This window comes from Acinetobacter pittii (genome assembly GCF_034064985.1).
In the GTDB taxonomy this organism is placed as follows: domain Bacteria; phylum Pseudomonadota; class Gammaproteobacteria; order Pseudomonadales; family Moraxellaceae; genus Acinetobacter; species Acinetobacter pittii_H.
The window spans coordinates 1,242,673-1,266,671 of the sequence record NZ_CP139249.1; the positions used below are offsets into that span (position 1 = coordinate 1,242,673).

General features: G+C 37.7%; 25 protein-coding genes and 4 tRNA genes. 22 read left to right on the forward strand and 7 right to left on the reverse strand.

Annotation, left to right across the window (positions count from 1 at the left end; all coding sequences use genetic code 11):
* Nucleotides 1-72 precede the first annotated feature (72 nt).
* Entirely contained in the window at nucleotides 73-939 is an 867-nt protein-coding gene (gene rpoH, locus SOI76_RS05970) for an RNA polymerase sigma factor RpoH (protein WP_002115267.1), read from the reverse strand.
* A gap of 133 nt (nucleotides 940-1,072) precedes the next feature.
* Nucleotides 1,073-1,318, reverse strand: a complete 246-nt coding sequence (locus tag SOI76_RS05975; RefSeq protein ID WP_033847590.1) for a sulfurtransferase TusA family protein — start codon at nucleotides 1,316-1,318, stop codon at nucleotides 1,073-1,075.
* A 373-nt stretch (nucleotides 1,319-1,691) separates the two neighbouring features.
* On the opposite strand from SOI76_RS05975, the gene cspG reads away from it, so the two are divergent.
* Nucleotides 1,692-1,904 (forward strand): cold-shock protein, encoded by a 213-nt coding sequence (cspG, locus tag SOI76_RS05985; RefSeq protein ID WP_000126912.1) that lies wholly within the window; start codon nucleotides 1,692-1,694, stop codon nucleotides 1,902-1,904.
* A 109-nt stretch (nucleotides 1,905-2,013) separates the two neighbouring features.
* Nucleotides 2,014-3,165 carry an ATP-dependent RNA helicase RhlB gene (gene rhlB, locus SOI76_RS05990; protein WP_032053420.1) on the forward strand — a complete coding sequence of 384 codons (1,152 nt, stop codon included), beginning with the start codon at nucleotides 2,014-2,016 and terminating at the stop codon, nucleotides 3,163-3,165.
* Nucleotides 3,166-3,202: 37 nt separating this feature from the next.
* On the opposite strand, the gene SOI76_RS05995 is transcribed toward rhlB, so the two are convergent.
* Complete coding sequence (locus SOI76_RS05995; protein ID WP_005073503.1) at nucleotides 3,203-3,583, reverse strand: hypothetical protein; 381 nt, start codon at nucleotides 3,581-3,583, stop codon at nucleotides 3,203-3,205.
* A 204-nt stretch (nucleotides 3,584-3,787) separates the two neighbouring features.
* Here SOI76_RS05995 and SOI76_RS06000 point away from each other — a divergent pair, with 204 nt between their 5' ends.
* From SOI76_RS06000 to SOI76_RS06055, 12 genes are all read left to right on the forward strand, one after another.
* On the forward strand, nucleotides 3,788-4,363 hold the full coding sequence (locus tag SOI76_RS06000) for a nitroreductase (RefSeq protein WP_104079006.1): 576 nt from the start codon (nucleotides 3,788-3,790) through the stop codon (nucleotides 4,361-4,363).
* Nucleotides 4,364-4,397: 34 nt separating this feature from the next.
* Nucleotides 4,398-5,471: an NAD(P)H-dependent glycerol-3-phosphate dehydrogenase gene (gene gpsA / locus SOI76_RS06005; protein WP_002115297.1), complete on the forward strand. Its 1,074-nt coding sequence runs from the start codon at nucleotides 4,398-4,400 to the stop codon at nucleotides 5,469-5,471.
* 56 nt (nucleotides 5,472-5,527) lie between these two features.
* A complete protein-coding gene (locus SOI76_RS06010) occupies nucleotides 5,528-5,983 on the forward strand; it encodes a SixA phosphatase family protein (RefSeq protein ID WP_057074449.1) in 456 nt (151 codons plus the stop codon).
* 24 nt (nucleotides 5,984-6,007) lie between these two features.
* The gene (gspL, locus tag SOI76_RS06015) at nucleotides 6,008-7,147 is read left to right on the forward strand and encodes a type II secretion system protein GspL (protein WP_104079005.1); all 1,140 of its coding nucleotides are present in this window, start codon (nucleotides 6,008-6,010) and stop codon (nucleotides 7,145-7,147) included.
* Nucleotides 7,147-7,626: a type II secretion system protein GspM gene (gene gspM / locus SOI76_RS06020; RefSeq protein ID WP_104079004.1), complete on the forward strand. Its 480-nt coding sequence runs from the start codon at nucleotides 7,147-7,149 to the stop codon at nucleotides 7,624-7,626. The genes gspL and gspM overlap by 1 nt, the downstream gene beginning before the upstream one ends.
* 89 nt (nucleotides 7,627-7,715) lie before the next feature.
* Nucleotides 7,716-8,720 carry a quinone-dependent dihydroorotate dehydrogenase gene (gene pyrD / locus SOI76_RS06025; protein ID WP_104079003.1) on the forward strand — a complete coding sequence of 335 codons (1,005 nt, stop codon included), beginning with the start codon at nucleotides 7,716-7,718 and terminating at the stop codon, nucleotides 8,718-8,720.
* A 6-nt stretch (nucleotides 8,721-8,726) separates the two neighbouring features.
* The gene (locus tag SOI76_RS06030) at nucleotides 8,727-9,314 is read left to right on the forward strand and encodes a CvpA family protein (RefSeq protein WP_104079002.1); all 588 of its coding nucleotides are present in this window, start codon (nucleotides 8,727-8,729) and stop codon (nucleotides 9,312-9,314) included.
* Between the two features lie 25 nt (nucleotides 9,315-9,339).
* Complete coding sequence (gene purF, locus SOI76_RS06035) at nucleotides 9,340-10,881, forward strand: amidophosphoribosyltransferase (RefSeq protein ID WP_016145875.1); 1,542 nt, start codon at nucleotides 9,340-9,342, stop codon at nucleotides 10,879-10,881.
* A gap of 78 nt (nucleotides 10,882-10,959) precedes the next feature.
* The gene (locus SOI76_RS06040; protein ID WP_104079001.1) at nucleotides 10,960-12,849 is read left to right on the forward strand and encodes a M48 family metalloprotease; all 1,890 of its coding nucleotides are present in this window, start codon (nucleotides 10,960-10,962) and stop codon (nucleotides 12,847-12,849) included.
* A gap of 100 nt (nucleotides 12,850-12,949) precedes the next feature.
* Nucleotides 12,950-13,597: a hypothetical protein gene (locus SOI76_RS06045; protein ID WP_104079000.1), complete on the forward strand. Its 648-nt coding sequence runs from the start codon at nucleotides 12,950-12,952 to the stop codon at nucleotides 13,595-13,597.
* 11 nt (nucleotides 13,598-13,608) lie between these two features.
* The gene (gene tkrA / locus SOI76_RS06050; RefSeq protein ID WP_017398569.1) at nucleotides 13,609-14,574 is read left to right on the forward strand and encodes a 2-hydroxyacid dehydrogenase; all 966 of its coding nucleotides are present in this window, start codon (nucleotides 13,609-13,611) and stop codon (nucleotides 14,572-14,574) included.
* 143 nt (nucleotides 14,575-14,717) lie between these two features.
* Nucleotides 14,718-16,145 carry a M48 family metalloprotease gene (locus SOI76_RS06055; RefSeq protein ID WP_002115291.1) on the forward strand — a complete coding sequence of 476 codons (1,428 nt, stop codon included), beginning with the start codon at nucleotides 14,718-14,720 and terminating at the stop codon, nucleotides 16,143-16,145.
* 90 nt (nucleotides 16,146-16,235) lie between these two features.
* Here the strand turns inward: SOI76_RS06055 and SOI76_RS06060 are convergent, their stop codons facing one another.
* Complete coding sequence (locus SOI76_RS06060) at nucleotides 16,236-16,682, reverse strand: GatB/YqeY domain-containing protein (RefSeq protein ID WP_002115302.1); 447 nt, start codon at nucleotides 16,680-16,682, stop codon at nucleotides 16,236-16,238.
* A 25-nt stretch (nucleotides 16,683-16,707) separates the two neighbouring features.
* Nucleotides 16,708-16,923, reverse strand: coding sequence for a 30S ribosomal protein S21 (gene rpsU, locus SOI76_RS06065; RefSeq protein ID WP_001136722.1), 216 nt, complete (start codon nucleotides 16,921-16,923; stop codon nucleotides 16,708-16,710).
* A 145-nt stretch (nucleotides 16,924-17,068) separates the two neighbouring features.
* Between rpsU and tsaD the strand changes: the two genes are divergently transcribed.
* Complete coding sequence (gene tsaD, locus SOI76_RS06070) at nucleotides 17,069-18,079, forward strand: tRNA (adenosine(37)-N6)-threonylcarbamoyltransferase complex transferase subunit TsaD (RefSeq protein ID WP_104078999.1); 1,011 nt, start codon at nucleotides 17,069-17,071, stop codon at nucleotides 18,077-18,079.
* Between the two features lie 2 nt (nucleotides 18,080-18,081).
* Here tsaD and SOI76_RS06075 read toward each other — a convergent pair whose 3' ends face one another.
* A complete protein-coding gene (locus SOI76_RS06075) occupies nucleotides 18,082-19,185 on the reverse strand; it encodes a DUF6670 family protein (RefSeq protein ID WP_104078998.1) in 1,104 nt (367 codons plus the stop codon).
* 103 nt (nucleotides 19,186-19,288) lie between these two features.
* A complete protein-coding gene (locus tag SOI76_RS06080; RefSeq protein ID WP_104078997.1) occupies nucleotides 19,289-20,170 on the reverse strand; it encodes an ATP-binding protein in 882 nt (293 codons plus the stop codon).
* A 178-nt stretch (nucleotides 20,171-20,348) separates the two neighbouring features.
* Here SOI76_RS06080 and SOI76_RS06085 point away from each other — a divergent pair, with 178 nt between their 5' ends.
* The 7 genes from SOI76_RS06085 to cspA all read left to right on the forward strand — a co-directional run bounded on the left by SOI76_RS06085 (nucleotide 20,349) and on the right by cspA (nucleotide 23,870).
* Nucleotides 20,349-21,857 carry a DUF3336 domain-containing protein gene (locus SOI76_RS06085; protein WP_032053442.1) on the forward strand — a complete coding sequence of 503 codons (1,509 nt, stop codon included), beginning with the start codon at nucleotides 20,349-20,351 and terminating at the stop codon, nucleotides 21,855-21,857.
* Nucleotides 21,844-22,659, forward strand: a complete 816-nt coding sequence (locus SOI76_RS06090; RefSeq protein ID WP_205668368.1) for a protein kinase domain-containing protein — start codon at nucleotides 21,844-21,846, stop codon at nucleotides 22,657-22,659. The genes SOI76_RS06085 and SOI76_RS06090 overlap by 14 nt, the downstream gene beginning before the upstream one ends.
* Before the next feature lie 92 nt (nucleotides 22,660-22,751).
* A tRNA-Leu gene (locus SOI76_RS06095) sits at nucleotides 22,752-22,836 on the forward strand.
* Between the two features lie 55 nt (nucleotides 22,837-22,891).
* Nucleotides 22,892-22,965 (forward strand) — tRNA-Trp (locus SOI76_RS06100).
* Between the two features lie 27 nt (nucleotides 22,966-22,992).
* Nucleotides 22,993-23,077, forward strand: a tRNA-Leu gene (locus tag SOI76_RS06105).
* 67 nt (nucleotides 23,078-23,144) lie between these two features.
* Nucleotides 23,145-23,218 (forward strand) — tRNA-Trp (locus SOI76_RS06110).
* 442 nt (nucleotides 23,219-23,660) lie between these two features.
* The gene (gene cspA / locus SOI76_RS06115; RefSeq protein ID WP_003650775.1) at nucleotides 23,661-23,870 is read left to right on the forward strand and encodes a cold-shock protein; all 210 of its coding nucleotides are present in this window, start codon (nucleotides 23,661-23,663) and stop codon (nucleotides 23,868-23,870) included.
* The last annotated feature ends 129 nt before the right edge of the window (nucleotides 23,871-23,999 follow it).

Here is a 23,999-nt window from a genome sequence, read left to right on the forward strand (position 1 = left end):
ACATAGATTGGGTTGGCTAAACATAGCCAGATAAAACAAAAGGGCGAATCGCCCTTTTATTTTTTCATTTTTTTAGCTTGCTGACATGGCAGTTTTAATCTTTTCCATCGCATTCTTTTCAAGCTGACGGATACGCTCTGCAGAAACATTATATTCAGCCGCTAACTCATGAAGAGTAGATTTGTCATCATCTAACCAGCGGCGTTGTAAAATATTACGTGAACGGTCATCCAACTGGTCCATTGCATCATGCAAGGCTGAAGTACTTTGCTCTTCCCAGTCTTCATTTTCGACTAAACGAGCAGGGTCGTAGCGGTTATCTTCAAGATACAACGCAGGAGCAGTATGAGGGGTGTCATCATCGTCATCACCTTGTGCCTCAAAAGCAGCATCATAGGCAGTTAAACGACCTTCCATTTCCAGTACTTGCTCTGGGGTTACATTTAAGTCATTAGCAATCGATTGAGCTTCTTCGAGCGTCAGCTTTTTACTCGATTTTTTTAGACTACGTAAATTGAAAAATAATTTACGCTGAGCTTTTGTCGTTGCAATTTTGACAATACGCCAGTTGCGAATAACGTATTCATGAATTTCTGCCTTAATCCAGTGGACGGCAAAAGATACTAAACGTACACCCATATTTGGGTCGAAACGTTTCACGGCTTTCATTAAGCCTAGATTACCTTCTTGAATAAGGTCGCCTTGTGGTAGGCCATAACCTGCATAGCTGCGCGCAATATGAACGACAAAACGTAAATGCGACATTACCAGCATTTTTGCGGCATCAAGATCTTGGTCATAATAATAACGCTCAGCAAGTTCTTTTTCTTGCTCGGCCGTTAAAATAGGAATCTGATTGACAGTACTGATATATGCACCAAGGTTTACACCGGGCGCAGACAATGACAGGGGCATCAATTGATTGCTGCTGTCACTCATGAGTTCTCCTTATAGGATCGAATGGGATAACCAATAAATTCATCTTAATTTGAATCAGCTTCATAATTAAGGAAAATTGGGTAGAGAAATGTAAAATTTTATGCAACTTCTAATCTTTTAGTTTAGCAAAGAATTATTGAGTTTCAATTAAATAGTGAAATTCTCTCTCTGATATGTGTGTAGTTTGACACATAAAATGATGTAAACCACAGTAACGAGTTACATCAATTTCACTATGAGGATCTGACGATTTTAATAAAAATTGTTGTTTGCCTGATGCTTTTTTAAGTTCACGCTTTAACATTAACAATGGCATTGGGCAGGGCTGCCCAAGGGCATTAATTTCAATGGGTGCTGTATTAGAAGAAGTATTGCTCATTCATCATCAAAACAACTAAAAAAATTATTCTAACAAATTTTTAGTAAATACAGCATATTTTATGGAACAAGATATGGGTAATTTCTATAAAAAATATTGTAATAAGCTGTTTAAAAAAACAACTAAAAATAGGGGAAATATTTGAAAAAAATTCTATTAATTGTCATAAACCCGTGTTAAGCTCGAACCGTTTTAGGATTTACCACACAATCAAATTGATTTAATAACCCTATAACAAATGGATGTAACCGGAAATTGTTGATAGTTTTACAGAATGATTACAAGCTTTAAGATTATAAATATTTTAAAACCTTGTTTGCTCTGCTGTTTGCAACACCGGAAGGTCCTTTTTTCAACATCTGAGGATTGACTTATGACAGCTCGTGAACAAGGCGTAGTAAAGTGGTTTAATGACACTAAAGGCTTTGGTTTTATTCAACGTAACGGCGGCGACGATGTATTCGTTCACTTCCGTGCAATCGTAGGTGACGGTCACCGTTCTCTACGTGATGGTCAACGCGTAGAGTTTAGCGTTGTACAAGGTCAAAAAGGTTTTCAAGCTGAAAACGTTCAGCCTTTAGACTAAGACTAATTCATCTTTTTGATGAATGATGGACGCTCCAATTTTTGAATTGGGGCGTTTTTGTTTATAATGATCTTCTCATTCGAGAGATTGTTTGTTAGAGCGCGTATTTATGACATCTGGTTTTGAAACCTTGAATTTACATCCGCAACTTAAAAAGGCGATTGATGCTTTAGGGTTTACTCAAATGACCCCAATTCAGCAAAAGGTTTTAAAATATACATTAGCCGGGCATGATGCAATTGGGCGAGCACAAACGGGAACAGGTAAGACAGCTGCCTTTCTGATTAGTGTAATTAATGATTTACTCAATAATCCGATTCAAGAGCAACGCTTCCGTGGCGAGCCTCGTGCTTTAATCTTGGCACCTACTCGTGAGTTGGCATTGCAAATTGAAAGTGATGCAAAGCTACTTACAAAATTCTCAGATTTGCACCTTGTAACATTATTAGGTGGTGTAGATTTTGATAAGCAAAAGAAACAGCTAGATGCTAATTTTGTTGATATCATGGTCGCTACACCTGGGCGTCTAATTGATTTTGTAGAACAAAAAGAAGTTTGGCTCGATCAAATTGAATTTTTAGTGATTGATGAAGCCGACCGCTTACTGGACATGGGTTTTATTCCTTCTGTAAAACGTATTGTCCGTTACTCTCCGCGTAAGGAACAACGTCAAACACTGATGTTCTCTGCGACGTTTAGTTATGATGTTCTTAATTTGGCAAGACAATGGTTGTTTGAACCAATCACTGTTGAAATTGAGCCGGAGCAAAAAACGAATAACGATGTAGAGCAACGTGTGTATGTCGTGGCTAAACAAGATAAATATCGTTTATTACAAGATATCTTGCGTGAAGAGCCGATCGATAAAGTCATGATTTTTGCTAATCGACGTGATCAGGTGCGCCGTCTTTATGATCATTTAAAGAAAGATGGATACAGAGTCGGTATGCTTTCAGGTGAGATTGCTCAAGATAAACGTTTAAAAATGCTAGAGCAATTTAAGCAAGGTAAACATAATATTATGATCGCGACGGATGTTGCTGGTCGTGGTATTCATGTGGATGGCGTGTCGCATGTCATCAACTTTACATTGCCTGAACAATCTGATGATTATGTACACCGTATTGGTCGTACAGGTCGCGCTGGGTCACAAGGTGTAAGTATTAGTTTTCTTTCAGAAGATGATGCATTTTATTTACCCGAAATTGAAAAAGCAATTGGTAAAAAATTACCACTGACCAGATTAGATGGTTACTGCTAATAAAAAAATCCCAATCATTTGATTGGGATTTTTTTGATTAATTAATTTTACAATAGAAAGTAAGCGTTGTTTGGTAGTCATCATCTTTTGCTAAAGATGCATTTTTACCAGTTAATGTACCAATAACACCTGCTGCTGCTTCAACCATTTGACCAGTTTTTTCACTTACAACATCTTTTAATACACCGTTATATGTTGTTTTTTCATCTACAACGACTGGTGTAGTGTTTTTTGAGCAAGTTTTTTGAGCTGCAGTAATTGCATTATTTTTCGCAATTAAGTTGGTTTTGCCAATACCTGTAACTTCAAACTGATTATTTTCTTTTTGAACTGCTAAAGTATTTTTAGGAGTAGTTGCGCAAGCACCAAGTAATAAAACAACACCGCTCATTGCGCTCGCTAAAATTATTTTTTTCATAATGCACCTAAAGTTAATCGCTAAAAGACATAGCTATTTGAACATAAGTTTTCTATTTGATTTTGAAGACGTTGTATGAGTTTTGATGTTTTGTATTAAAAAATGTCAAAGTGAGAGTTCGCTAATTTTATAAGCTAGATTCAATGGTGGATTAACGGTAGATTATGCTAATCTATTTTGAATTTTTGAGTTAGATCAATATTAATGACGGAATCAGCAATACAAATAATTCACCAAAATATTCATCAGCGTCAGTCTATTGGCCAATTAGTTGAGCCAGCTCCAAGTACAGAGCAATTAGAGTTAGCTTTCCAAGCAGCTTTGACTGCTCCAGATCATCATAGACTTAAGCCAACGCGTTTTGTGGTTGTTTCAGGCGAACAACGTGGTGCTTTTGGTGAAGTTTTAGCAAAGGCTCTAGCAGATTTAGGTGAAACTGATCCCGCTCAACTCGAACGTGTTAAACAACATCCTTTTCGCGCACCATTACTCATTTTGGCGCTTACACAACTACAAGATCATCCGAAAGTACCGCATTTCGAACAAATCTTAAGTACGGGTGCCGCAGTACAAAATCTTTTATTATCTCTACAAGCTCAAGGTTTTTCGACCATGTGGCGTAGTGGTGCAGTTGTCGAATCAAATTGGTTAAAACAGCATTTAGGTCTGCAACCTCGTGATTTAATTTCAGGTATTATTTACATCGGCACAGCAGCTAAAGTAATTGCACCGCGTGCAGATATTGAAAGTAAAGAGTTCGTAAAAGTTTGGCAGGCTTAAACGTCTGTAGAAGTAAGAAATAGGATAATAAAAGATGGCTGAATTTAAGTTTACAGATTTGGTGGAACCTGTTGCGGTTGATAAAAAAACTGCTTTACGTATTACCGTTCTAGGGGGAGGAAGCTTTGGAACGGCTATGGCAAATTTAGCTGCACGTAACGGTTGCGATACCATGATCTGGATTCGTGACGCCGAAACAGCTGAGGAAATTAATAAAACACACATTAATAAACGTTATTTGCCAGATTTTATTTTAGAGTCATCATTACGCGCTGTGTCTGATCTTGAGCAAGCTGTATGTGACCGAGATATTATTTTAGTTGCAATTCCAAGTCACTCATTCCGTGATGTCTTAAAACAAATTGCTCCTTATATTACTGCACAGGCGGTTGTGTCTTTGACCAAAGGTGTTGAAGCTAAAACTTTCAGCTTCATGAGCGATATTATTCGTGAAGAATTACCAGAAGTACCTTATGGTGTACTATCAGGTCCAAACCTTGCAAAAGAAATTATGGCAGGCATGCCGTCGGGTACCGTTATTGCTAGTGATTCGGAATTAGTTCGTTATGCTGTGCAACATGCTCTGCATAGTGCTTTATTCCGTGTTTTTGGTAGTGATGATGTGCACGGTGTGGAATTAGGTGGTGCGCTTAAAAATATTTATGCGGTTGCAATGGGAATTGGCGCAGCTTACAAAATTGGTGAAAACACCAAGAGTATGATTTTAACCCGTGCTTTGGCCGAGATGAGTCGTTTTGCAGTGAAACAAGGTGCAAATCCACTTACATTCTTGGGGTTGTCAGGTGTGGGGGATTTATTCGCGACTTGTAATAGTCCTTTAAGCCGTAATTATCAGATTGGCTATGCTTTAGGTTCGGGTAAAACACTTGATCAAGCCAGTAAAGAGTTGGGTCAGACAGCAGAAGGTATCAATACAATCGTTCAGGTGCGTGGTAAAGCAGAAGAACTAGATGTTTATATGCCTATTACCAATGCTCTATATGAAGTTATTTTTGAAGGGGCGCCTCCTTTAAATATTGCATTATCTCTTATGAAAAACGGACATCGTAGTGACGTAGAATTTGTTTTACCTCATCATGAAGTCTGAAGAAGAAATGTCATAAATTGTGGTTATAATGCAAGAATTATTAACAAGGAAAATTTATGCAACTGACATTGGTTCGCCATGGGGAAGCCGCTCCACCTGTAAATGGTAACGACACTAAACGCCCTCTTACTGCTCGTGGACATGCTCAAGCAGAACAGACAGCCACATTTTTAAAAGATATTGTTAAGCCTGATATTTTTGTAGTTAGTCCTTTGTTGCGTGCTCAAGAGACATTGGCACATATTCAAGCGTACTTTAAAGATGTGCCTGTGTTGTTATGCGATAAAATTAAACCAGATGATAATGCGAAAGAAGCAATTGAGTGGTTATCTCAGGTTCCTTATGAGTCAATTGTAGTGGTGTGTCATATGAATGTGGTAGGACATATTGCCGAACTGCTGACTCATGAAAACTTTAATCCATTTGCACTGGCTGAAGCTCGAATTTATGATCAGGCTGTGATTGCAACTGGTTTATCAACACAAAAAAATAGTTTTATACCCACAATATAATTAAAAAAGGTTATTTAGCCCATTATGCTGTATTTATGGATGCCTGAAACCAATGGAATATGGCATTGGTCTAACGGAGAAAACTGGTTGCAGGCTGCAAGTCTGGATCAATTAATACAAGACCTACAATTGCATCAAGGAAAAGAGGCTGTCGTCTTTTTTCCTAGTCGTCATGCTCAGGTATTCCAGCAACACATAGCAAAGTCTCATTACAAGCAACTCGGGGCAGATGGTGTTAAATATTTGCTTGAAGAGTTTGTGACTTTGCCGATTGATCATATGAAAGTAGTTCATCATTTTCATGCTGATCAATTAACAATATTGGGTGTCGCAAAAACAACTGTGGAAACATGGCAACATGCTATGAATTTGTTGCCAATCAAGCTGGTTGCTTTGTTACCAGACTTTTTGATTTTGCCGGAACCACAAGAACAACAAGTCATCCTGTGTAATATTGATCAAAAATTACTGGCGCGCGAAAGTAAGTGGGTAGGTAATTCACTAGATGATTTAGGATTGTTTTTGGAGTTCCAACCAGTTGAAACAAACTATCAATATAGTGGGTTAACGGTAGAACAGTTAGAAAGCTTAGAAGCAGCTTCTAGTGTTGAGCAACGTTCAGAATTTTTTTATCAGTTTCAGGGTTTAGATAAACCTAAACAGCATCCTTTTAATGTTTTACCGAAAGCCAAAGGGCAAGAGCAAACTGTTTCAGGTTACTGGAAAGCATGTGCTGTTATTCTGTTAGCAATTATAGTGGTTCAGTTTAGCTATGATTTGTTGCGTTGGGTAAAATTAAGAAATGTAGCCAATCAAACAGCTGAGCAGACGATTGAGCAATATAAATATTGGTTTGGTCCTTCTAGTCGTGTAAATGAACAAAATATAAAAAGCCAATTTGAAAGTCATTTAAGAATGAGTAAACAGGGTGACACACAAGCACTCTCTCTGTTGAGCCGTGTTGGGCCTATTTTAATGCAAAGACAAATTTTAGCTCAGCAGTTAAATTATGATGCTTCTACACTAACCATGGCCTTAAAAGCAAAATCGGGAGATGATTTGCAAGCTTTAACACAGCAGCTTAATCAGCAAGGCTTCAAGGCAGAGTTAGGTAATATTCAAGCCGATGGTGGTGGGGCAATTGGGGTGGTGAAAATACAATAATGAAAATGTTAGCTCAATTGCAAAACCGGTTTGATCAGTGGATTGAACAAATCAATCAATATTTAGATCGTTTAACTGTCCGTGAACGTATTATGGTGGTCTCTACTACAATTTTTGTTGTAGTAGCTATTATTGGAGCTTCACTTTGGAAAATGCATTCCTTAGCTGAACAGCAGCAACAGCGCCTAAATGATTTAAAAGATTTAATGGTGTGGATGCAAAGTAATGCAGTCACGATGAAACCTGCGAGTGAGCTTGAGTTGGGTCAAGCAGAAAAAATACAACGTGTAGCTCAACAACAAGGGTTAACGGTTACTTCTCAACAAAATGGTGAGCAGTTACAAATTATTGTTACTCATCAGAATTACGCAATTTTAGCGAACTTTTTAACCCAACTGGCGCAAATGGGCTTAAGTATTGAAAAAATGGAAATGGTTTCAAGTGAAGGTCAGATTAAATTAACAGCGACGGTTCAATAACATATTAAAATATGCTGGTCTTAAGCATGGTGTTTTGTGCTCCCTGTGCCTATAATATGCCTACCTAAAATCAGTAGATTGTGATTGGTATGTTATATTCACTTGCTCGCCCGATGTTGTTTAGTTTAGCACCAGAGCGTGCCCATGAATTAACATTATCTATGCTTGATAAAGCACATAAGTTCGGCCTGCTACGTCAGAGCGTAGAAGCGAAACCAACGACTTGTATGGGAATTGAATTTCCAAATCCGGTAGGTTTAGCAGCTGGACTTGATAAAAATGGTGCACACATTGATGCACTGGCAGGTCTAGGATTTGGTTTTATTGAAATTGGAACCATTACGCCGCGTCCTCAGTCGGGTAATCCGCAGCCCCGTTTATTCCGTATTCCTGAAGCTAAAGCCATTATTAACCGTATGGGGTTTAATAATGATGGCGTTGATAAGCTGATTGAAAATGTCAAAGCTTCAAAATTTAAAGGGATTTTAGGCATTAATATTGGTAAGAATGCCGATACGCCTGTAGAAAAGGCTGTCGATGATTACCTAATTTGCCTTGAGAAAGTTTATAACTACGCTTCTTATATTACTGTTAATATTTCATCTCCAAATACTAAGAACTTAAGAAGTTTACAAAGTGGAGATGCATTAACTGAATTATTGCAAACCTTAAAAGAAAGACAACTTGAGCTAGCCGAACAAAATAATCACTATGTTCCTTTGGTTCTAAAAGTTGCACCTGATTTAACAGCTGAAGATGTTGCATTTATTGCAGCACAATTATTGCATTTTAAAATTGATGGTTTAATTGTTACCAATACGACTTTATCAAGAGAAGGCGTAGAAAATCTTCCTAATGGTAATGAGTCGGGTGGTTTATCAGGCGCACCTGTTTTTGAAAAAAGTACAGAATGCTTACGTTTGTTTGCCCAAACATTAAAAGGACAAATCCCGTTAATTGGCGTGGGTGGAATTTTGTCGGGTGAACAAGCAGCAGTCAAACAGCAAGCGGGAGCAACATTAGTACAGATCTATAGTGGGCTGATTTATACCGGTCCTATTTTAGTGAAACAATGTGTTGCATCTATGTCATAAGTGAATATGAACACAATTGATATCATTATTCTGATACTTTTGCTCATTGGGGGGCTAAACGGTTTGCGACAAGGATTTATCAAAGCCTTTGCGAACTTGGTAGGATGGATCATTGCATTAATTATGGGTGCAAAATATGCTGTCCTTCTTGCGCCGTCCATGTCAGGTTTAAGTCATGATCCAGTGGTTCAAAAAATTGCAGCTTTTGCATTTATAGCACTTTTGATCATTGTTTTAACTTGGATCATTACTGCATTTTTAAATGGCCTCTTGAAAAGTCTGAAATTGGGGCCATTAAATCGTTTAGCAGGTGGCGCTTTTGGTTCTTTAAAAGGTTTGTTGGTTGTGCTGATTACAATGCAGGGTATAGGGCCTTGGGTTGAGAGTTCACCACATTGGAAGCAATCCAAGCTTATACAGTATTTATTGCCATATGCCCCTTTAGCTACAGAGTTGTCTAAAGATGCAGCAAGTGAGGCATTTCATCAAATAACATCTGGAGGTAGCGCATCAGGCGCTTCTTCAAAACCAATGGACAAATCGGAAGATTTAGAAAGCCGATCTGACCATTCGACAAAGAATCCTTTTTATTAATTCCTAGCTTGTCTGCGAGGTTGCTATGTGTGGAGTTGTTGGTATAGCCGGTAAATCGCCAGTGAACCAAATGTTGTTTGATGCTTTAACGATGTTGCAACATCGTGGGCAAGATGCAGCTGGAATAGTAACCTGCCATGAAGGTCGTCTTTTCCTGCGTAAGGATAACGGTATGGTACGTGATGTCTTTCATACCCGTCATATGAGAGCATTACTTGGTAACTATGGTATTGGCCATGTACGTTACCCAACTGCTGGTTCTGCGAGCAGTGCTGAAGCACAGCCATTTTATGTGAACTCACCTTACGGTATTACACTTGCACATAATGGTAATTTGACCAATGCAGAAGAAATTCATGATGACCTGTTTAAAACAGATTTACGTCATATGAATACTGATTCTGACTCAGAAGTTCTTTTAAACGTATTCGCACATGAATTACAAAAGAAAGGTACTTTAAATCCTACAGCTGACGATATTTTTCATACGGTTTCTCGTGTGCATGAGCGTTGTCAGGGCGCGTATGGTGTCGTGGCGATGATCACGGGTCATGGTTTAGTAGGTTTCCGTGATCCAAACGGTATTCGTCCACTTATTTATGGTTCACGTGTAACTGAACAAGGTGAGATGGAGTACATCATTGCTTCTGAATCGGTTGCTATTACTGCTCTTGGTTTTAAAATTGAGCGTGATATTGAACCGGGTGAAGCAATTTTTATTGATGCAAATGGACAATTATTCTCTAAACAATGTGCGGCTAATCCAAAATATCGCCCATGTATTTTTGAATATGTTTATTTTGCTCGTCCTGATGCCATTATTGACGGAATTTCGGTTTATAAAGCACGTTTAAAAATGGGTGAAAAGCTTGCTCATAAAATTTTACGTGATTGGGGTGAGGACCATGATATTGATGTGGTTATCCCAATTCCAGATACGAGCCGTACTTCAGCTTTAGAACTTGCAAATATTCTAGGTGTGAAGTTCCGTGAAGGTTTTATGAAAAACCGTTATATCGGCCGTACCTTTATTATGCCGGGTCAACAGCAACGCAAAAAATCTGTACGTCAGAAATTAAACCCTGTTGAGTTAGAGTTTAAAGGGAAAAACGTTCTGTTGGTTGATGACTCTATTGTGCGTGGTACAACGTGTAATGAGATTATTCAAATGGCACGTGATTCTGGTGCAAAAAAAGTATACTTTGCTTCAGCAGCACCAAAAGTGATGTATCCAAACGTTTATGGTATTGATATGCCTGCGAAAGCTGAGCTTATTGCTTCAGAACGCAGTGTTGAAGAGATCCAAGAAATTATTGGTGCTGATCGCTTAGTTTTCCAAGAATTGGAAGACTTGAAAAATGCTGTACGTACCAGCAAAGTGCCTGACTTAACTGAGTTTGATTGCTCAGTATTTGATGGAATTTACGTAACAGGTGATATTGATGGTAACTATCTAAATAATTTGGAGCAGAAGCGTAATGACTCTGCGAAAAAGAAAAAAGATGGTTATATTGACGTGAATGTCGATGCTGCTTCTGTAGATTTAACAGGCATCAAAGAAGAATAGAATTAGCCGAAAAAAGCGGGTATTTCCCGCTTTTTTCTTTTATGATGAAACCTAACAATGTAATTGGGAATATTTACATTGAAAGAAGTAAGCCACTATCTAATCGAAAATAAAAATATGGCATGGTCCATCACTATGTGTTTGGTTGCTGTGCTGCTTACTATTTTTATTTTAAATTTAATTTTGGGTTTACTCGTCCATTTTTTTGATTATAGCCAACCCATTTGGTGGCATACCTTAAGTCCTTACTTCATTGCACTATTACTTTTTATTATGGTTTGGTCGGTAGTTACCGAACTCTATATTCTGCGTAAAGGTGGGCACTCTTTAGCAAAACAACTTAAAGCACGTCGTTTAGTGAAAGAGGAGAGTACTCCCGAAGAACTCGCGGCATTAAAAATTACAGAACACTTGGCGCAAACTTTTTCCCTAAAAGTACCAACCGTGTATGTTTTACCTGATGAAGTTGGTGTAAATGCACTTACGGCAGGTTTTCATCCCAAAGATATCGTAATTATTCTGACATGGGGTGCTTTACAGAATCTGGATAAGCTTGAGTTATATGGTTTATTGGGCCATGAGTTTAATCAGATTTTATCGGGTGAGGCTGTTGAGAATACTAAATTAAAGATTTTATATAGCGGCTTAACAACTTTTAGTCAGTGGGGCAGTAAGTTAGCCAAGCAGGGTTTTAAGCGCTATAGCCCTGGCTATAAACATAAATTTGAAACAGTTTTTGTTGCGGTAGGTGGAGTCATTTGGTTGGCTGGAAGCCTAGGTGTACTGATTACTCGTTTTATCAAATATTTGACTTTGAGTGGGCGTACCTTTCGTAATGACCAAAAAACAGTACGACTATTAAAAAATAATGCAAATACCCAAACCTTGTTGCGTATTTATGTTCACCATTCTGGTTCGCAAATTCATAGTGCTTATTCCGAATCAATCGCACATATGTGTTTTGCTAACTCCCTTAGCCCACAAAGCTGGATGAATATTCACCCGAGTATTCGTGAACGTATTTATGAGTTAAATCCTACTTTGCTACAAGATTTACAATTAGAAAATTTAAAGAAACTTCGCAACCGTCCGTTGTTTAGCTTATTTCATTTCTTGGAAGAATCTGAGAAAGAAATTTATATTCCGTGGTCATCTCCACAGCCTCTACCTTTGTTGAGACTGTCACCGATTAGTTTTGCATTAAATGATGCTATTAAACCTCTGAGTAGCGACGTACGTCGAAATAAGAAGCGTCCTGAATTAATTCAGAGAGCATTACAAACCGCTACGGGTTCACGTGAGCTGATGGTCGCTATTTTGATGATTCGCCAATATCGAGAATTCATTCCAAAAGACGCGCCTGTAAGTCATGCAATTATAGATGCGCTATTAAATCTAGATGGGCGTATTCATATTCAGATATTTCACGATGCTTGTAAAAATATCGGTCATATACCTGCAAGTATCGCGCGTCAATTTTTGACAAAACTGGCACTTATTATTCAAGAAGATGGTGAAATTGGCCTATTAGATGCACTTTTACTAGAGCGGGTTAAATATGAATTGAATTTGATGCCGTTACATTTGCCCACTGCATTTGAAGAAGTAAAACCTCAAATTGTTCGTTTGATTGATGCTTTGCTTCATGTTCAGCAAATTAATAGCCCAAATCAATTAGAAGTACGTGAGCGTATTTTGCGTTCACTACTTAACCCAGATGAAATGTATATCTATGATGAAATTTCAGATGAGCCATTAGATCTGGCTGAAATTTTAAATGATATTGCTGGTTTATTATTACGTGATCGTCTAAGTATTCTAGCTATTGCGGAAATGTGCTTGTGGAGCGACCGTATTATTACGCAAGATGAACTGGATGTGCTTGAATTGCTTTATTGGCGTTTTGGCTTTGAGACAGAAGAAATTGTCGATCAAATGCAAAAGAGAAATAGTGTGATGATTATTTAAAAGACATATACGATTATAAAAACATCTGAATGAAATAAAACACTGAAAAAAAAACTCAAGCCCGTTAGAATGTAGATAGAGTAGAGGTATCGATTTACAGATGATTGGGCAGCAAAGAAATATATTGGCAACTTTAGGAATTGATGTATGGATTCCTAAGACACAGGTGTGCCAAAAAAATAATGCTCAAAGCCTCTGGCGAGATCAAGCTGCTCCAGAAGGTGAGCCAATTATATTGCCTTCTAAGAACAATCCAGTTCTTGAGCAGCCGACAAAACCACAAGTCAATGAAGTTCCAAAAATTGAACCTGAAATTGCGGTACCACTTCCAGTAGAAGTTCCGCCTGTTGTGTCACCTCGTGCTGAAGTACAAGCTCCAGTGGTTACGCTTGCTTCATTTGAGTTGCAGGCTTTTGCGCTTGAAAAGTGTGTCATTTTTTTAAATGTTACCAATTTAGCTGATGAAGAAAAGCAGCTTTGGAGTAACATTCAAAAAGCAAAAATAGGGCAATATGCTGAATTGAAATGGCCGTTCCCTTTGGCTAGCTATCAAGACCAACGCGGTGCAGGTTCATATATTCAAGGATTTTTAGGCGCTGTTGCAGCAGATAAGAAAATTTTGTGTTTGGGTGAATGTTCTTATATTCAACATGCCAATATTATTCACTTAGCAAGTTTAAAAGAGATGTTGGAGAAACCTCTCCTTAAAAAAAGATTATGGCAATTGATGCAAGATAACAACGAATAGTAGGGATTTACATGAAAAAAGTTGTAGTTTTTAGCCAAATTGACGAAGAAATTTTGTCTCGATTACAACAGGATTATCATGTTGTGGTTCTTAATCCAAAACTGGGTGATATTAATGAGCAAATACGCCAACAAGTTGTAGATGCTGATGGGATGATTGGTGCTGGTCGACTTCTTAATGAAAGTAATCTTGCGCCTGCTCAAAAACTCAAAATTATTTCATCTGTAACAGTTGGCTATGACAATTATGATGTAGCTTATCTAAACCAAAGAAAAATCTGGTTATCAAATACACCTCATGTTTTAACTGAAACAACGGCTGATCTTGCTTTTACATTATTACTTAGCGCTGCTAGAAAAGTTCCTTTTCTTGATCATTGGACTAAACAAGGTGAATGGAAAAGAACTGTTGGGCCTCAGCAGTTTGGTTTAGATGTTTTTGGAAAGACACTAGGAATTATTGGGCTTGGTAATATTGGTGCCGCAATTGCACGCCGTGGTTTTTATGGATTTAACATGAATATTGTTTACCATAATCGCCGTGAAAAGCCTGAATTGGCAGAACCTTTAAAAGCACAATATCTTGGTTTAGATGAGTTATTGCAACAGTCTGATTTTGTGGTAACCGCAGTTGACTTAAATAATGAATCGAAAGCCTTGATGGGGAAAGCTCAATTTGAGCTTATGCAAAAGCACGCTATTTTTATTAATATTGCGCGTGGTTCAGTGGTTGATGAGCAAGCTTTGATTGAGGCCTTACAAAGCGGTGAAATCTTTGGGGCTGGTTTGGATGTATACGAAAAAGAACCTTTACAAGATTCAGAGCTTTTTAAACTGCCAAATGTTGTTACTTTGCCTCATGTAGGGTCGGCTACTGCCGAGACCCGTAAAAAAATGGCAAATCTTGCTTATAAAAATTTAGTTGAAGCTTTAGAGGATAAAACTCCTAGATATTTGGTAAACCCAAACTTTGCATAAATGATTAATAACACTTCATTGCAAAATTAAGCGATCTCGAGTGATATATTAAAAGTCTATTGATTGAATATAATTTTTTATGTTTTATATCGGTAGACTTTTTTTGATGGTTTAATTTTACTAGAGAAAAACTTTTGAGATTTTTGCCAATTATTTTAAGTACGGCTTTTATAACAAATGCTTCGTACGCACAGCCTTTCGATCCTCAGCCTTCTGCAAATCAGGTAGAAATTCCAAATATTGGAAGTGGGATTGGTTTGCTTGATCAACAAAAAGAAAAATTTATTGGCGAAAAAGTTTTTCGTGAAGTCCACAAACAAATGCCCGTTATTCAAGATGTCTGGCTAGAAGATCAATTTTTTCAGGTATTTTCGAGTATTTTAAGTGAAACCCAGCTTGGGCAGCCGATTGGTCTAGTCGTGATTAAAGACCCACAAATTAATGCTTTTGCTGTTCCGGGTGGCTTATTTGCGCTCAATACAGGGCTGATTGCCTCAGCACGAAATATTGATGAAATTGCTGGGGTTATGGCTCACGAAATTGCGCATGTATCGCAAAGACATTTTAGCCGCTCTGAAGAAGCCTTTAAAGGTCAAACATTGCTAAGTCTAGCCGGGCTTTTAGCGGGAGTGGCTATAGCTGCGCAGGGTGGTGGTGATGCGGGTGCAGCAGTGATGCTTGGGACCCAAGCTGCACTCATGGATAAGCAATTAACATATAGTCGAAACCAAGAGCGTGAAGCAGACCGTATCGGCATGCAATATATGTATGCGGCGGGTTATAATCCACAAAGTATGGCAGATTACTTTGAAACAATGCATAGGGCTACAAGTCGAGTGAGTTTTTTACCAGATTTCTGGTTGACTCATCCATTGACGACTGAACGTATGAGCGAAGCGCGGCTGCGTGCAAACCAGATGCCGAGAGTTAAAAACCGTATATATGATGCTGATTTTGAGATTCTAAAATGGTACACCATGGTGGTTGCAAATCAGGCAACTGAAAACCAACTACAAAGTTTGGCCTCTCAAAAGAATATTGCTGGTCTGATTGCTTTAGCAGCATTTTACACAAGACAAGGTGATTATGCTCAAGCCCAGTCTACTTTAGATCAAGCGAAATCTAGTGGAAAGCCTCTAGTGGCATTATTGCAGACAGATATTTATTTGGGGCAGAACAAATTAGATCAAGCTTATACAACAATTGCTTCTATGCAGATGACGATGCCTGAAAATAAAGCTTTTAGTTATAAGTTGGCTGAGGTGCTGCTACGCCAAGGTAAGTTTGCGCAAGTTCAAACCTTAGTTCAAAGATTTATTAATAAGAATCCAAGAGATATACAAGGTTGGCAATTTTTACAGCAAGCTGCGAATTTGGATAAGAATGGACCTTTAAGAGCGGTTAATGTTCTACGCTATCGGGCTGAAGCAGAATATTGGTCAGGTAGTGAAGAAAATGCAATTAAATCAATGTTGCATGCTCAGCGATTAGCAAAAGACAATCAAGCAATGTCGGCAAGAATAGACAGTCGTTTGAAACAAATGCAAGATGAGCGAAGAATGAAGATTTAAGAGTTATATCTTACTTAATTTGCAGATGTGCAAATATATACAAACTAAAGAAGCTTGATTGGAAGAAATATAAAATTTAGAAAGGGGGAATTAAGCTAACTTAGCTTTAATTTTTGCTGAAACTTGAGCAGGATCGGCACGCCCGGCTATGATCGGACGTAGAGAATTCATCACCTTACCCATATCTTTCATGCTAGTTGCTTCTTGAGCAGCAATCGTTTGCTCAATGATAGAATCAAGCTCTTCCTCAGTCATAGCTTCTGGTAGAAACTGAGAGATAATCTCAGCTTCGGCTTGTTCTTTACTAGCTAAATCATTACGACCAGCACCTTCAAAGGCTTTGATCGATTCTTTACGTTGTTTAATTTGCTTTTCAATGACCGCAAGAACCTGAGCGTCGTCAAGCTCTTTGCGCTCATCGACTTCGATTTGCTTAATTGCCGCTTGTAGACTACGCAAAACCGTCACTGTTGCCATATCTTTGGCACGCATAGAAGTTTTTAATGCATCAGTAATTTGGTTTTTTAAAGTAGTCATAATTCAGCAGTCAATCACAAATTAATTAGTAAAGGCGAGTAGTACGTACAGATTCGCGAGCCAATTTCTTTTGGTAGCGTTTAACTGCTGCAGCTTTTTTGCGCTTACGTTCTTGAGTTGGTTTCTCGTAGAATTCGCGTTTACGAACGTCAGCTAAAACACCAGCTTTTTCGCATGAACGTTTGAAACGACGGATAGCTACGTCAACTGGTTCGCCTTCTTTCAACTTAACTTGTGGCATGTAAAATCCTCTAGATTATGGATAAGATCAAGCACACTATTGTGCCGGATCACAAGTGAAGGTCAGTATTTTACTCATTTACAACTCATATCACAAGTCTATAATAGCGATTGCAATATTTTGACTCATATAAAAGGCAGTTTTGATGATTGTTTTAGGCTTGGAAACTTCTTGTGATGAAACAGGGTTGGCACTTTATGATAGCGAACTCGGCTTGCGGGGACAGGTTCTTTATAGCCAAATTAAACTTCATGCCGAATATGGTGGAGTAGTACCTGAACTTGCTTCTCGAGACCATGTTCGAAAATTAATTCCTTTAATGAATCAATTGCTTGAGCAAAGTGATGTAACAAAACAAGAGATTGATGCTGTTGCTTATACACGTGGTCCTGGGTTAATGGGAGCCTTAATGACTGGGGCTTTATTTGGAAGAACTTTAGCTTTTTCTTTAAATAAACCTGCCATAGGTGTTCACCATATGGAAGGGCATATGTTGGCACCTTTACTCTCAAGTCAACCGCCTGAATTTCCATTTGTTGCTTTATTGGTTTCAGGTGGGCATACACAATTAATGGCAGCTCACGGTATTGGTCAATATGAACTTTTGGGTGAATCTATTGATGATGCAGCTGGGGAAGCCTTTGATAAAGTTGCAAAAATGATGAGCTTGCCATATCCAGGTGGGCCAAATATCGCAAAACTTGCATTATCTGGTGATCCATTAGCTTTTGAGTTTCCAAGACCTATGCTTCATCAAGGCTTGAACTTTTCTTTTAGTGGTTTAAAAACAGCTGTTTCTGTTCAATTGAAAAAATTGAATGGTGAGAATCGTGACGCTGACATTGCTGCTTCATTCCAAGAAGCAATTGTAGATACATTGGTAAAAAAATCAGTAAAAGCTTTAAAGCAAACTGGACTTAAACGTTTAGTGATTGCAGGTGGAGTTAGCGCAAATTTAAGACTACGCGAGCAATTAGAAACTTCTTTGGCGAAAATTAAAGCACAGGTTTATTATGCAGAGCCTGCTTTATGTACTGATAATGGGGCAATGATTGCTTTTGCTGGTTATCAGCGTTTAAAAGCAGGTCAGCATGATGGTTTAGCGGTAACGACCACACCAAGATGGCCAATGACTGAACTTACTATTCCTGAGTAAAATTATTCATCGTCAAAGGCCTGTTGGTTTTCAATATCAATGTATTCGATATAACCACGGCCTTGTACTTCATTACCAAAATAATGACCTGTAAATATATAGCTACTCGCATAACCTCGCCCATGACCATAACGGAATGGGCAGTCAATTTCTGCCTGAATATTTAAGATAATTTGCTTTGCATCATTTCGAGCGATCCAAGAAAAATATTTTGGAAGTCGCATTTTTTGCCCAGTAGGTGAAACGAAGTCATCAACTTGATGCGAAATAATATCAAAGCTTACATCTGTGTAAATTTCAGCTGGCTGGTCCAGATGTCTAATATGCAAGGTGTATGCAGCTGTTTGTCCTGCAATATCGGCTTTGGTAAGAAGAAGTTGAGTGGCCTCGTTTAAATTGATAATTTGATAAGTAAAAAAATCAAGTGGCAGTTTATATGCATCAGGAATAAGTTTATTTGTAATGGAGTGAGGACCCACTGCTCGTGCATATTCGTAAGTACAAAGTCCTTGGGTTTCAATGCGTTTTGCTTGATAGTTTAAAAAACCTTTAAACTTTGTCAATAAACTAAAATGATCATAGATTGGTGTTTTTATAAACCATGAAACATGTGAAGTGATATCGATATCAAAGTCGAAATCAAACCCATCATAATGTCCATTAATATGGATGTGTGGAAATTTTCCTTGAATTGAAATTTCCTGACCTAGTTCTATTAAGGTTTCATCTTTATTAATTTTTGTATCTTCGGGAATGACATAGGCCTTCAATAAAACTTCTTCCAGAGCAGCTGTGCTTGAAAAGAATGTAGCTGTTTTTCTCGGGTTACCAGTAATGATGTCATCATGGTCAAAAGCAAGTGCGCCTGGTGTACCGATTAAAATCATAATATTTAAGTAACGATGCGGCTCTGGTAAAAGCGGGAAAAAAATACCGTAATGTGTCCAGCTATAATATTTTTCGTCAACTCGTGGACGGATGATATGAGCTTGAGTAAAAGGAAGAGTTGAATATTTTTTTGCTTGATCTAAAACGCCTTGTGCAAGTAATAAACTTTTACCAAGCGCTTTACTTGTTGTAGAAATTTTTGGCAATTGCTTTTTCATATATAAACCTAAAGAAGGGCTATCTTTGTTTTAGGTTATGAAAAACAACTGCCAAAGCTAAGCGGTTTATAGGCCAAAGCTAAGGCTTTGCGGGACATTTTATTTAATTGTTAGACAAATCTTTTAAGGCGTTTAAACCAATCCAATGCTTAGAAAACTGATAAGCAGCTCGACCAGAGCGCTGGCCCCGCATCTGACACCAACGTAGACTTTCTGCACGAACTTCATCATTGAAAGGCATGTTTGCTTTATCAAGATAATGCTCAACGATTTCTAAATATAGGTTTTGATCCATTGGATAAAAAGATAGCCATAGACCAAACCGATCTGACAAAGAGATCTTTTCTTCAATCGCTTCTTGTGGATGTAGTTCAGTATATTGGGGAACGTCCACCTTAGTTACAGGTGTATTTTCGTGCATGAATTCTGGTAACAGGTGGCGACGGTTACTGGTTGCATAAATAATAAAATTACTTGAACCTGACTGTAATGAACCATCTAATACACTTTTTAGACTACGGTAATTTTCATCTTCTGCGTTAAAAGCCAAGTCATCACAATAGACGATGTATTTTTCAGGGCGATTTTGAATGAGTTTTTGAATTTTGGGTAAGTCTGATAAATCATCACGTTCAATTTCAATTAAACGTAATCCTTGAGGGGCATACTCAGTTAATAAAGCACGAACAATAGATGATTTTCCTGTACCACGTGAGCCGGTTAATAGTACATCATTTGCTGGTAGGCCATTTAAAAATTGCAAAGTATTTTGAATAATTTTTTCTTTCTGACGCTCAATGCCTTTTAAGTCATCAAGATAAATATTTTTCGGTTTGTAGATGGCTTTAAGTTGCTGATTTTCCCATCTAAAAGCAGGTGCAGTAAAATCTGTTTCTTGTCTAGGCTCAGGTAAGACCTGCTGTAGCTGATTTAATACAAGTGATAATGTTTGAACTAAATTCTCTGGTAAATCAATGGTAGCCATGGTTTATCAATCATGTTAAACAGTAATTTACTAGGATACTAACACCGAAATTAACAGGCTGACAAAAAACTTATTGCCTATACACTTTATCGGTTTTGCAATTGATTGAAATGTTCAGACCGAGCATAGTGTTGTCATGTCTATTCAGTAAAATCATCTGAGAAGATGAGGACGAAATATGTTTGAAAAATTACGAAGTGATATGAATCCACATCAGGCTTACCGTATCAAAAAATTACAACGTCAATTAGACATGGCGGAATCTTATGAAGAATGGAAGTCTTTTGCTCTAAAATTAGATGAAGAAACAGGGGTACAAGAGTGGAAATTTGATAATAGTTCACCTTACTTCGATGCTGAGCTCATTTCTTATCGGTATACCTTACTCAAAAGATATCGTCAGCAACATCGAACACTAGACCTCATCTATTTACTCAAAGAAGGTTTAACTTACGATATTGCAAATATTGGTCACCCCATGCTTTTTGCTGCAACGCATGTGGGAACAAAAAAGTTAATTGAAGACTATATTGATGAGGTAAGCCAAAGCTTGGCTTATATTGCTTCAAGTGAATGCATCACCTTTCAAAGAAAAGAAAAAATAGAGTTTTTTGAAAACTGTGAAAAGGCATACGGACAGCCCGCACTTATGTTCTCGGGTGGGGCGACTTTAGGTCTGTTTCATACAGGTGTGTGTAAGGCTTTAATTGAACAAGACTTAATGCCAAAAGTGCTCTCTGGCTCAAGTGCTGGAGCAATTATGACAGGTATGCTGGGAACCTCTGCCAGTGAAGATGTTCAAAATCTATTAAATGGTGAACAATTCTTTAGTGATGCTTTTCATTTCAGGAAATTCCGTGAACTCATTAAAGGCAATGGTGGAATTGCCGATGTTCACTATTTGAAAAAATTCCTTATTGAAAATTTAGGCGATCTTACGTTTGAAGAGGCTTTTAAAAAATCAGGTTTGAATATTAATGTTGCTGTAGCGCCGTATGATGCAACAGAAAACCCAAGAATTATGAATGCCATTATGACACCGAACGTTTTGGTATGGAGTGCGGTATTGGCTTCATGTGCTGTACCAATTTTATTCCCACCGGTACGTTTAACCAGTAAACGTTATGATGGTGAGCATACACCTTATATGGCAAATACAAAGTGGGTGGATGGAAGTGTAAGAAGTGATTTCCCTCAAGAAAGAATGGCACGGCTTTACAATTTAAACTACACGATTGCGAGTCAGGTTAACCCCCATATTGTTCCATTTATGCAAAATGATGCGGATCGCTTTCGTAAAGACGTACTAAGTTGGCCTGAAAGAATTCTAAGACGCCAAGGTAAAGTTTTATCAATGGGCGTTATGGATTTTACACGTCAGCGACTTGGTTCTATATCTCCAGTCAGAAGATTGTTAGATCATGGATATGGCGTAATGGGACAACGTTATTATGGTGATGTAAATATCATTGCTAAATATAGCCTAAGTCACTATACCTATACTTTGCAAAATCCGCGTCCACATTTGTTTAAGCGCTTGCAAAGAGAAGGGGAGCGTGCGACTTGGCCAAAAATTTCTTCAATTGAGACGCATGCTCGTATTGGTAAAACAATTCAGCATTGTTTAGAGGTCTTGCGTTTTGAAGAAAAGAAACAACAGCCTGAGTCTTACTATGCTGAAGCATGATTTTGCTTCCCCAATAGAAAACTTAATATGTGTGACAAAGCCAGCAAGTGCAGCGTTAGGGCGGTGTTTATGGACATGTACCATAGACACTAAGAATTACTGGTTAAAATATCATTTGCCTGAAACCCATGCTCAAAGTGAGCAAGATTTCTTGCATGAGCAATTATTTTACAAAGAAATTAATCTTAAGAACTCAACATGGCTTTTACCTTACAAACTGATTGAAGTCAGCTTAATTCCTCAGCTAGAACATTCCTTAGGTCAGGTTTTAATTTTACCTGATAGTGATGTATGGTTTGATTCATTGAATGAGGAAACTGATTTTAGTGACATATATCGAAAGATTTGGTGCGCAATAAATAAACTTGCTGAACTGCATGAATTTGGCTGGATTCATGGAGATGTCAAGACAGAACATTTTAGAGAGTTTCAGCAAAAGCCTTATTTGATTGATTTTGAGAAAACGAGGCCGGTCTCAAGTCAAGAATTAATCATGGATGCAACACCTCGTTATATGGCTCCTGAACTATTTCGAGGAGGGTATAAGAGCATACAAAGTGATTTATATGCATTGGGTATCGTTTTATATGAATGGTTAACCCAAACTCGCTTAGAAGCAATTAGTTATCGTGATTGGGCAATACTACATTGTCAAAACTTAACGATTGGATTGCCTCCGCAATTTCTCAATTTTTATCCATTGCTCACAGGATTATTACAAAAACAGCAGCAAAACCGCTTTTCAAATGCCAGTGAAGCAATAAATTGCTTAAAGCAGATTCAAATTGATAAAAATCATTGATCTAGTATCTGTATACAATTTACACGGTTAGTTTTTTTTAGAAAAAAAACACTTGTCACTGTTAGATCTTATCGCTAATATACACAGCCATCGGGGGCGTGGCGAAATTGGTAGACGCACTGGATTTAGGTTCCAGCGCCGCAAGGTGTAAGAGTTCGAGTCTCTTCGCCCCCACCACTTTAAGTTAGAAACTTAAAGTTTGATGTAGATGTTAAGTCATCTAGATCTTGGAAGAGGATTGGTGTAATGGTAGCATGACGGTCTCCAAAACCGTTCGTCAAGGTTCGAGTCCTTGATCCTCTGCCACATTTATTTTAAATAAATGTCCCAGATGGGGGCGTGGCGAAATTGGTAGACGCACTGGATTTAGGTTCCAGCGCCGCAAGGTGTAAGAGTTCGAGTCTCTTCGCCCCCACCATTGAAAGAAGCAAGACAATGATCTTGCTTTTTTTATGATTAAATTCAGTGTGTTTAATCATAAATATAGAGGATTGATGTAATGGTAGCATGACGGTCTCCAAAACCGTTCGTCAAGGTTCGAGTCCTTGATCCTCTGCCATTGAATAAAAGATGAAGCTCCTATTTAGGAGTTTTTTATTATCTATAATTTTTTAAAAACGACTTTTATTCAGGCTCAAGTAATTTTATAAATAGATATTTCGATTTCTGCTGTTTCATGGTTATGTAAATAATAGATTATTATTTACTCAGACAATATGCTGAATTTCTTAATATTTTTTTAAGCTATTGTTTTCTATTTATTTAAGTTACCTTTTGAAAATTATTTAAATAAAAGCCTTGAATACTAATTTATTTCCTGTATGATTTAGTTAACTAGAAAAAAGTCTTGTTAGTAAATCTTCTTTTAAGTATCGTAGTTTTAGTCATAATCCTTCGTTTTTTAAGATATTAAGCTCAATTTGTTATTCTTTTTTCAAAGTTATGATAGCGTCATTATTTGTTTAATGATTCTAAAATATTAGAAATCAGTAGGATATATCATGTCTAATACAGTAAGTGGTACAGTTAAGTGGTTTAACGAAACTAAAGGTTTCGGTTTTATTCAACAAGATAATGGTCCAGATGTGTTTGCTCACTTCAAAGAAATTTCTGGTTCAGGTTTCAAAACTTTGCACGAAGGTCAACGTGTAACGTTTACTGTTACTCAAGGGCAAAAAGGCCCAAATGCTGTAAATATTATTCCACAATAATATACAGCAAACAAAAAAAGCACTTTTTAGTGCTTTTTTTTATTTTGGCTTTAAATATATTGATGGTTTTTTTAAAGCTTTAAGGCTCTGAGTAAACGGGCTTTTTATTTTTATATCACAATTAATCTT

What these genes read in the sequence shown, in the direction of transcription:
- rpoH (WP_002115267.1), bottom strand. Translation starts at nt 939, where the DNA reads ATGAGTGACAGCAGCAATCAATTGATGCCCCTGTCATTGTCTGCGCCC.
- SOI76_RS05975 (WP_033847590.1), bottom strand. Translation starts at nt 1,318, where the DNA reads ATGAGCAATACTTCTTCTAATACAGCACCCATTGAAATTAATGCCCTT.
- cspG (WP_000126912.1), top strand. Translation starts at nt 1,692, where the DNA reads ATGACAGCTCGTGAACAAGGCGTAGTAAAGTGGTTTAATGACACTAAA.
- rhlB (WP_032053420.1), top strand. Translation starts at nt 2,014, where the DNA reads ATGACATCTGGTTTTGAAACCTTGAATTTACATCCGCAACTTAAAAAG.
- SOI76_RS05995 (WP_005073503.1), bottom strand. Translation starts at nt 3,583, where the DNA reads ATGAAAAAAATAATTTTAGCGAGCGCAATGAGCGGTGTTGTTTTATTA.
- SOI76_RS06000 (WP_104079006.1), top strand. Translation starts at nt 3,788, where the DNA reads ATGACGGAATCAGCAATACAAATAATTCACCAAAATATTCATCAGCGT.
- gpsA (WP_002115297.1), top strand. Translation starts at nt 4,398, where the DNA reads ATGGCTGAATTTAAGTTTACAGATTTGGTGGAACCTGTTGCGGTTGAT.
- SOI76_RS06010 (WP_057074449.1), top strand. Translation starts at nt 5,528, where the DNA reads ATGCAACTGACATTGGTTCGCCATGGGGAAGCCGCTCCACCTGTAAAT.
- gspL (WP_104079005.1), top strand. Translation starts at nt 6,008, where the DNA reads ATGCTGTATTTATGGATGCCTGAAACCAATGGAATATGGCATTGGTCT.
- gspM (WP_104079004.1), top strand. Translation starts at nt 7,147, where the DNA reads ATGAAAATGTTAGCTCAATTGCAAAACCGGTTTGATCAGTGGATTGAA.
- pyrD (WP_104079003.1), top strand. Translation starts at nt 7,716, where the DNA reads ATGTTATATTCACTTGCTCGCCCGATGTTGTTTAGTTTAGCACCAGAG.
- SOI76_RS06030 (WP_104079002.1), top strand. Translation starts at nt 8,727, where the DNA reads ATGAACACAATTGATATCATTATTCTGATACTTTTGCTCATTGGGGGG.
- purF (WP_016145875.1), top strand. Translation starts at nt 9,340, where the DNA reads ATGTGTGGAGTTGTTGGTATAGCCGGTAAATCGCCAGTGAACCAAATG.
- SOI76_RS06045 (WP_104079000.1), top strand. Translation starts at nt 12,950, where the DNA reads ATGATTGGGCAGCAAAGAAATATATTGGCAACTTTAGGAATTGATGTA.
- tkrA (WP_017398569.1), top strand. Translation starts at nt 13,609, where the DNA reads ATGAAAAAAGTTGTAGTTTTTAGCCAAATTGACGAAGAAATTTTGTCT.
- SOI76_RS06060 (WP_002115302.1), bottom strand. Translation starts at nt 16,682, where the DNA reads ATGACTACTTTAAAAAACCAAATTACTGATGCATTAAAAACTTCTATG.
- rpsU (WP_001136722.1), bottom strand. Translation starts at nt 16,923, where the DNA reads ATGCCACAAGTTAAGTTGAAAGAAGGCGAACCAGTTGACGTAGCTATC.
- tsaD (WP_104078999.1), top strand. Translation starts at nt 17,069, where the DNA reads ATGATTGTTTTAGGCTTGGAAACTTCTTGTGATGAAACAGGGTTGGCA.
- SOI76_RS06075 (WP_104078998.1), bottom strand. Translation starts at nt 19,185, where the DNA reads ATGAAAAAGCAATTGCCAAAAATTTCTACAACAAGTAAAGCGCTTGGT.
- SOI76_RS06080 (WP_104078997.1), bottom strand. Translation starts at nt 20,170, where the DNA reads ATGGCTACCATTGATTTACCAGAGAATTTAGTTCAAACATTATCACTT.
- SOI76_RS06085 (WP_032053442.1), top strand. Translation starts at nt 20,349, where the DNA reads ATGTTTGAAAAATTACGAAGTGATATGAATCCACATCAGGCTTACCGT.
- SOI76_RS06090 (WP_205668368.1), top strand. Translation starts at nt 21,844, where the DNA reads ATGCTGAAGCATGATTTTGCTTCCCCAATAGAAAACTTAATATGTGTG.
- cspA (WP_003650775.1), top strand. Translation starts at nt 23,661, where the DNA reads ATGTCTAATACAGTAAGTGGTACAGTTAAGTGGTTTAACGAAACTAAA.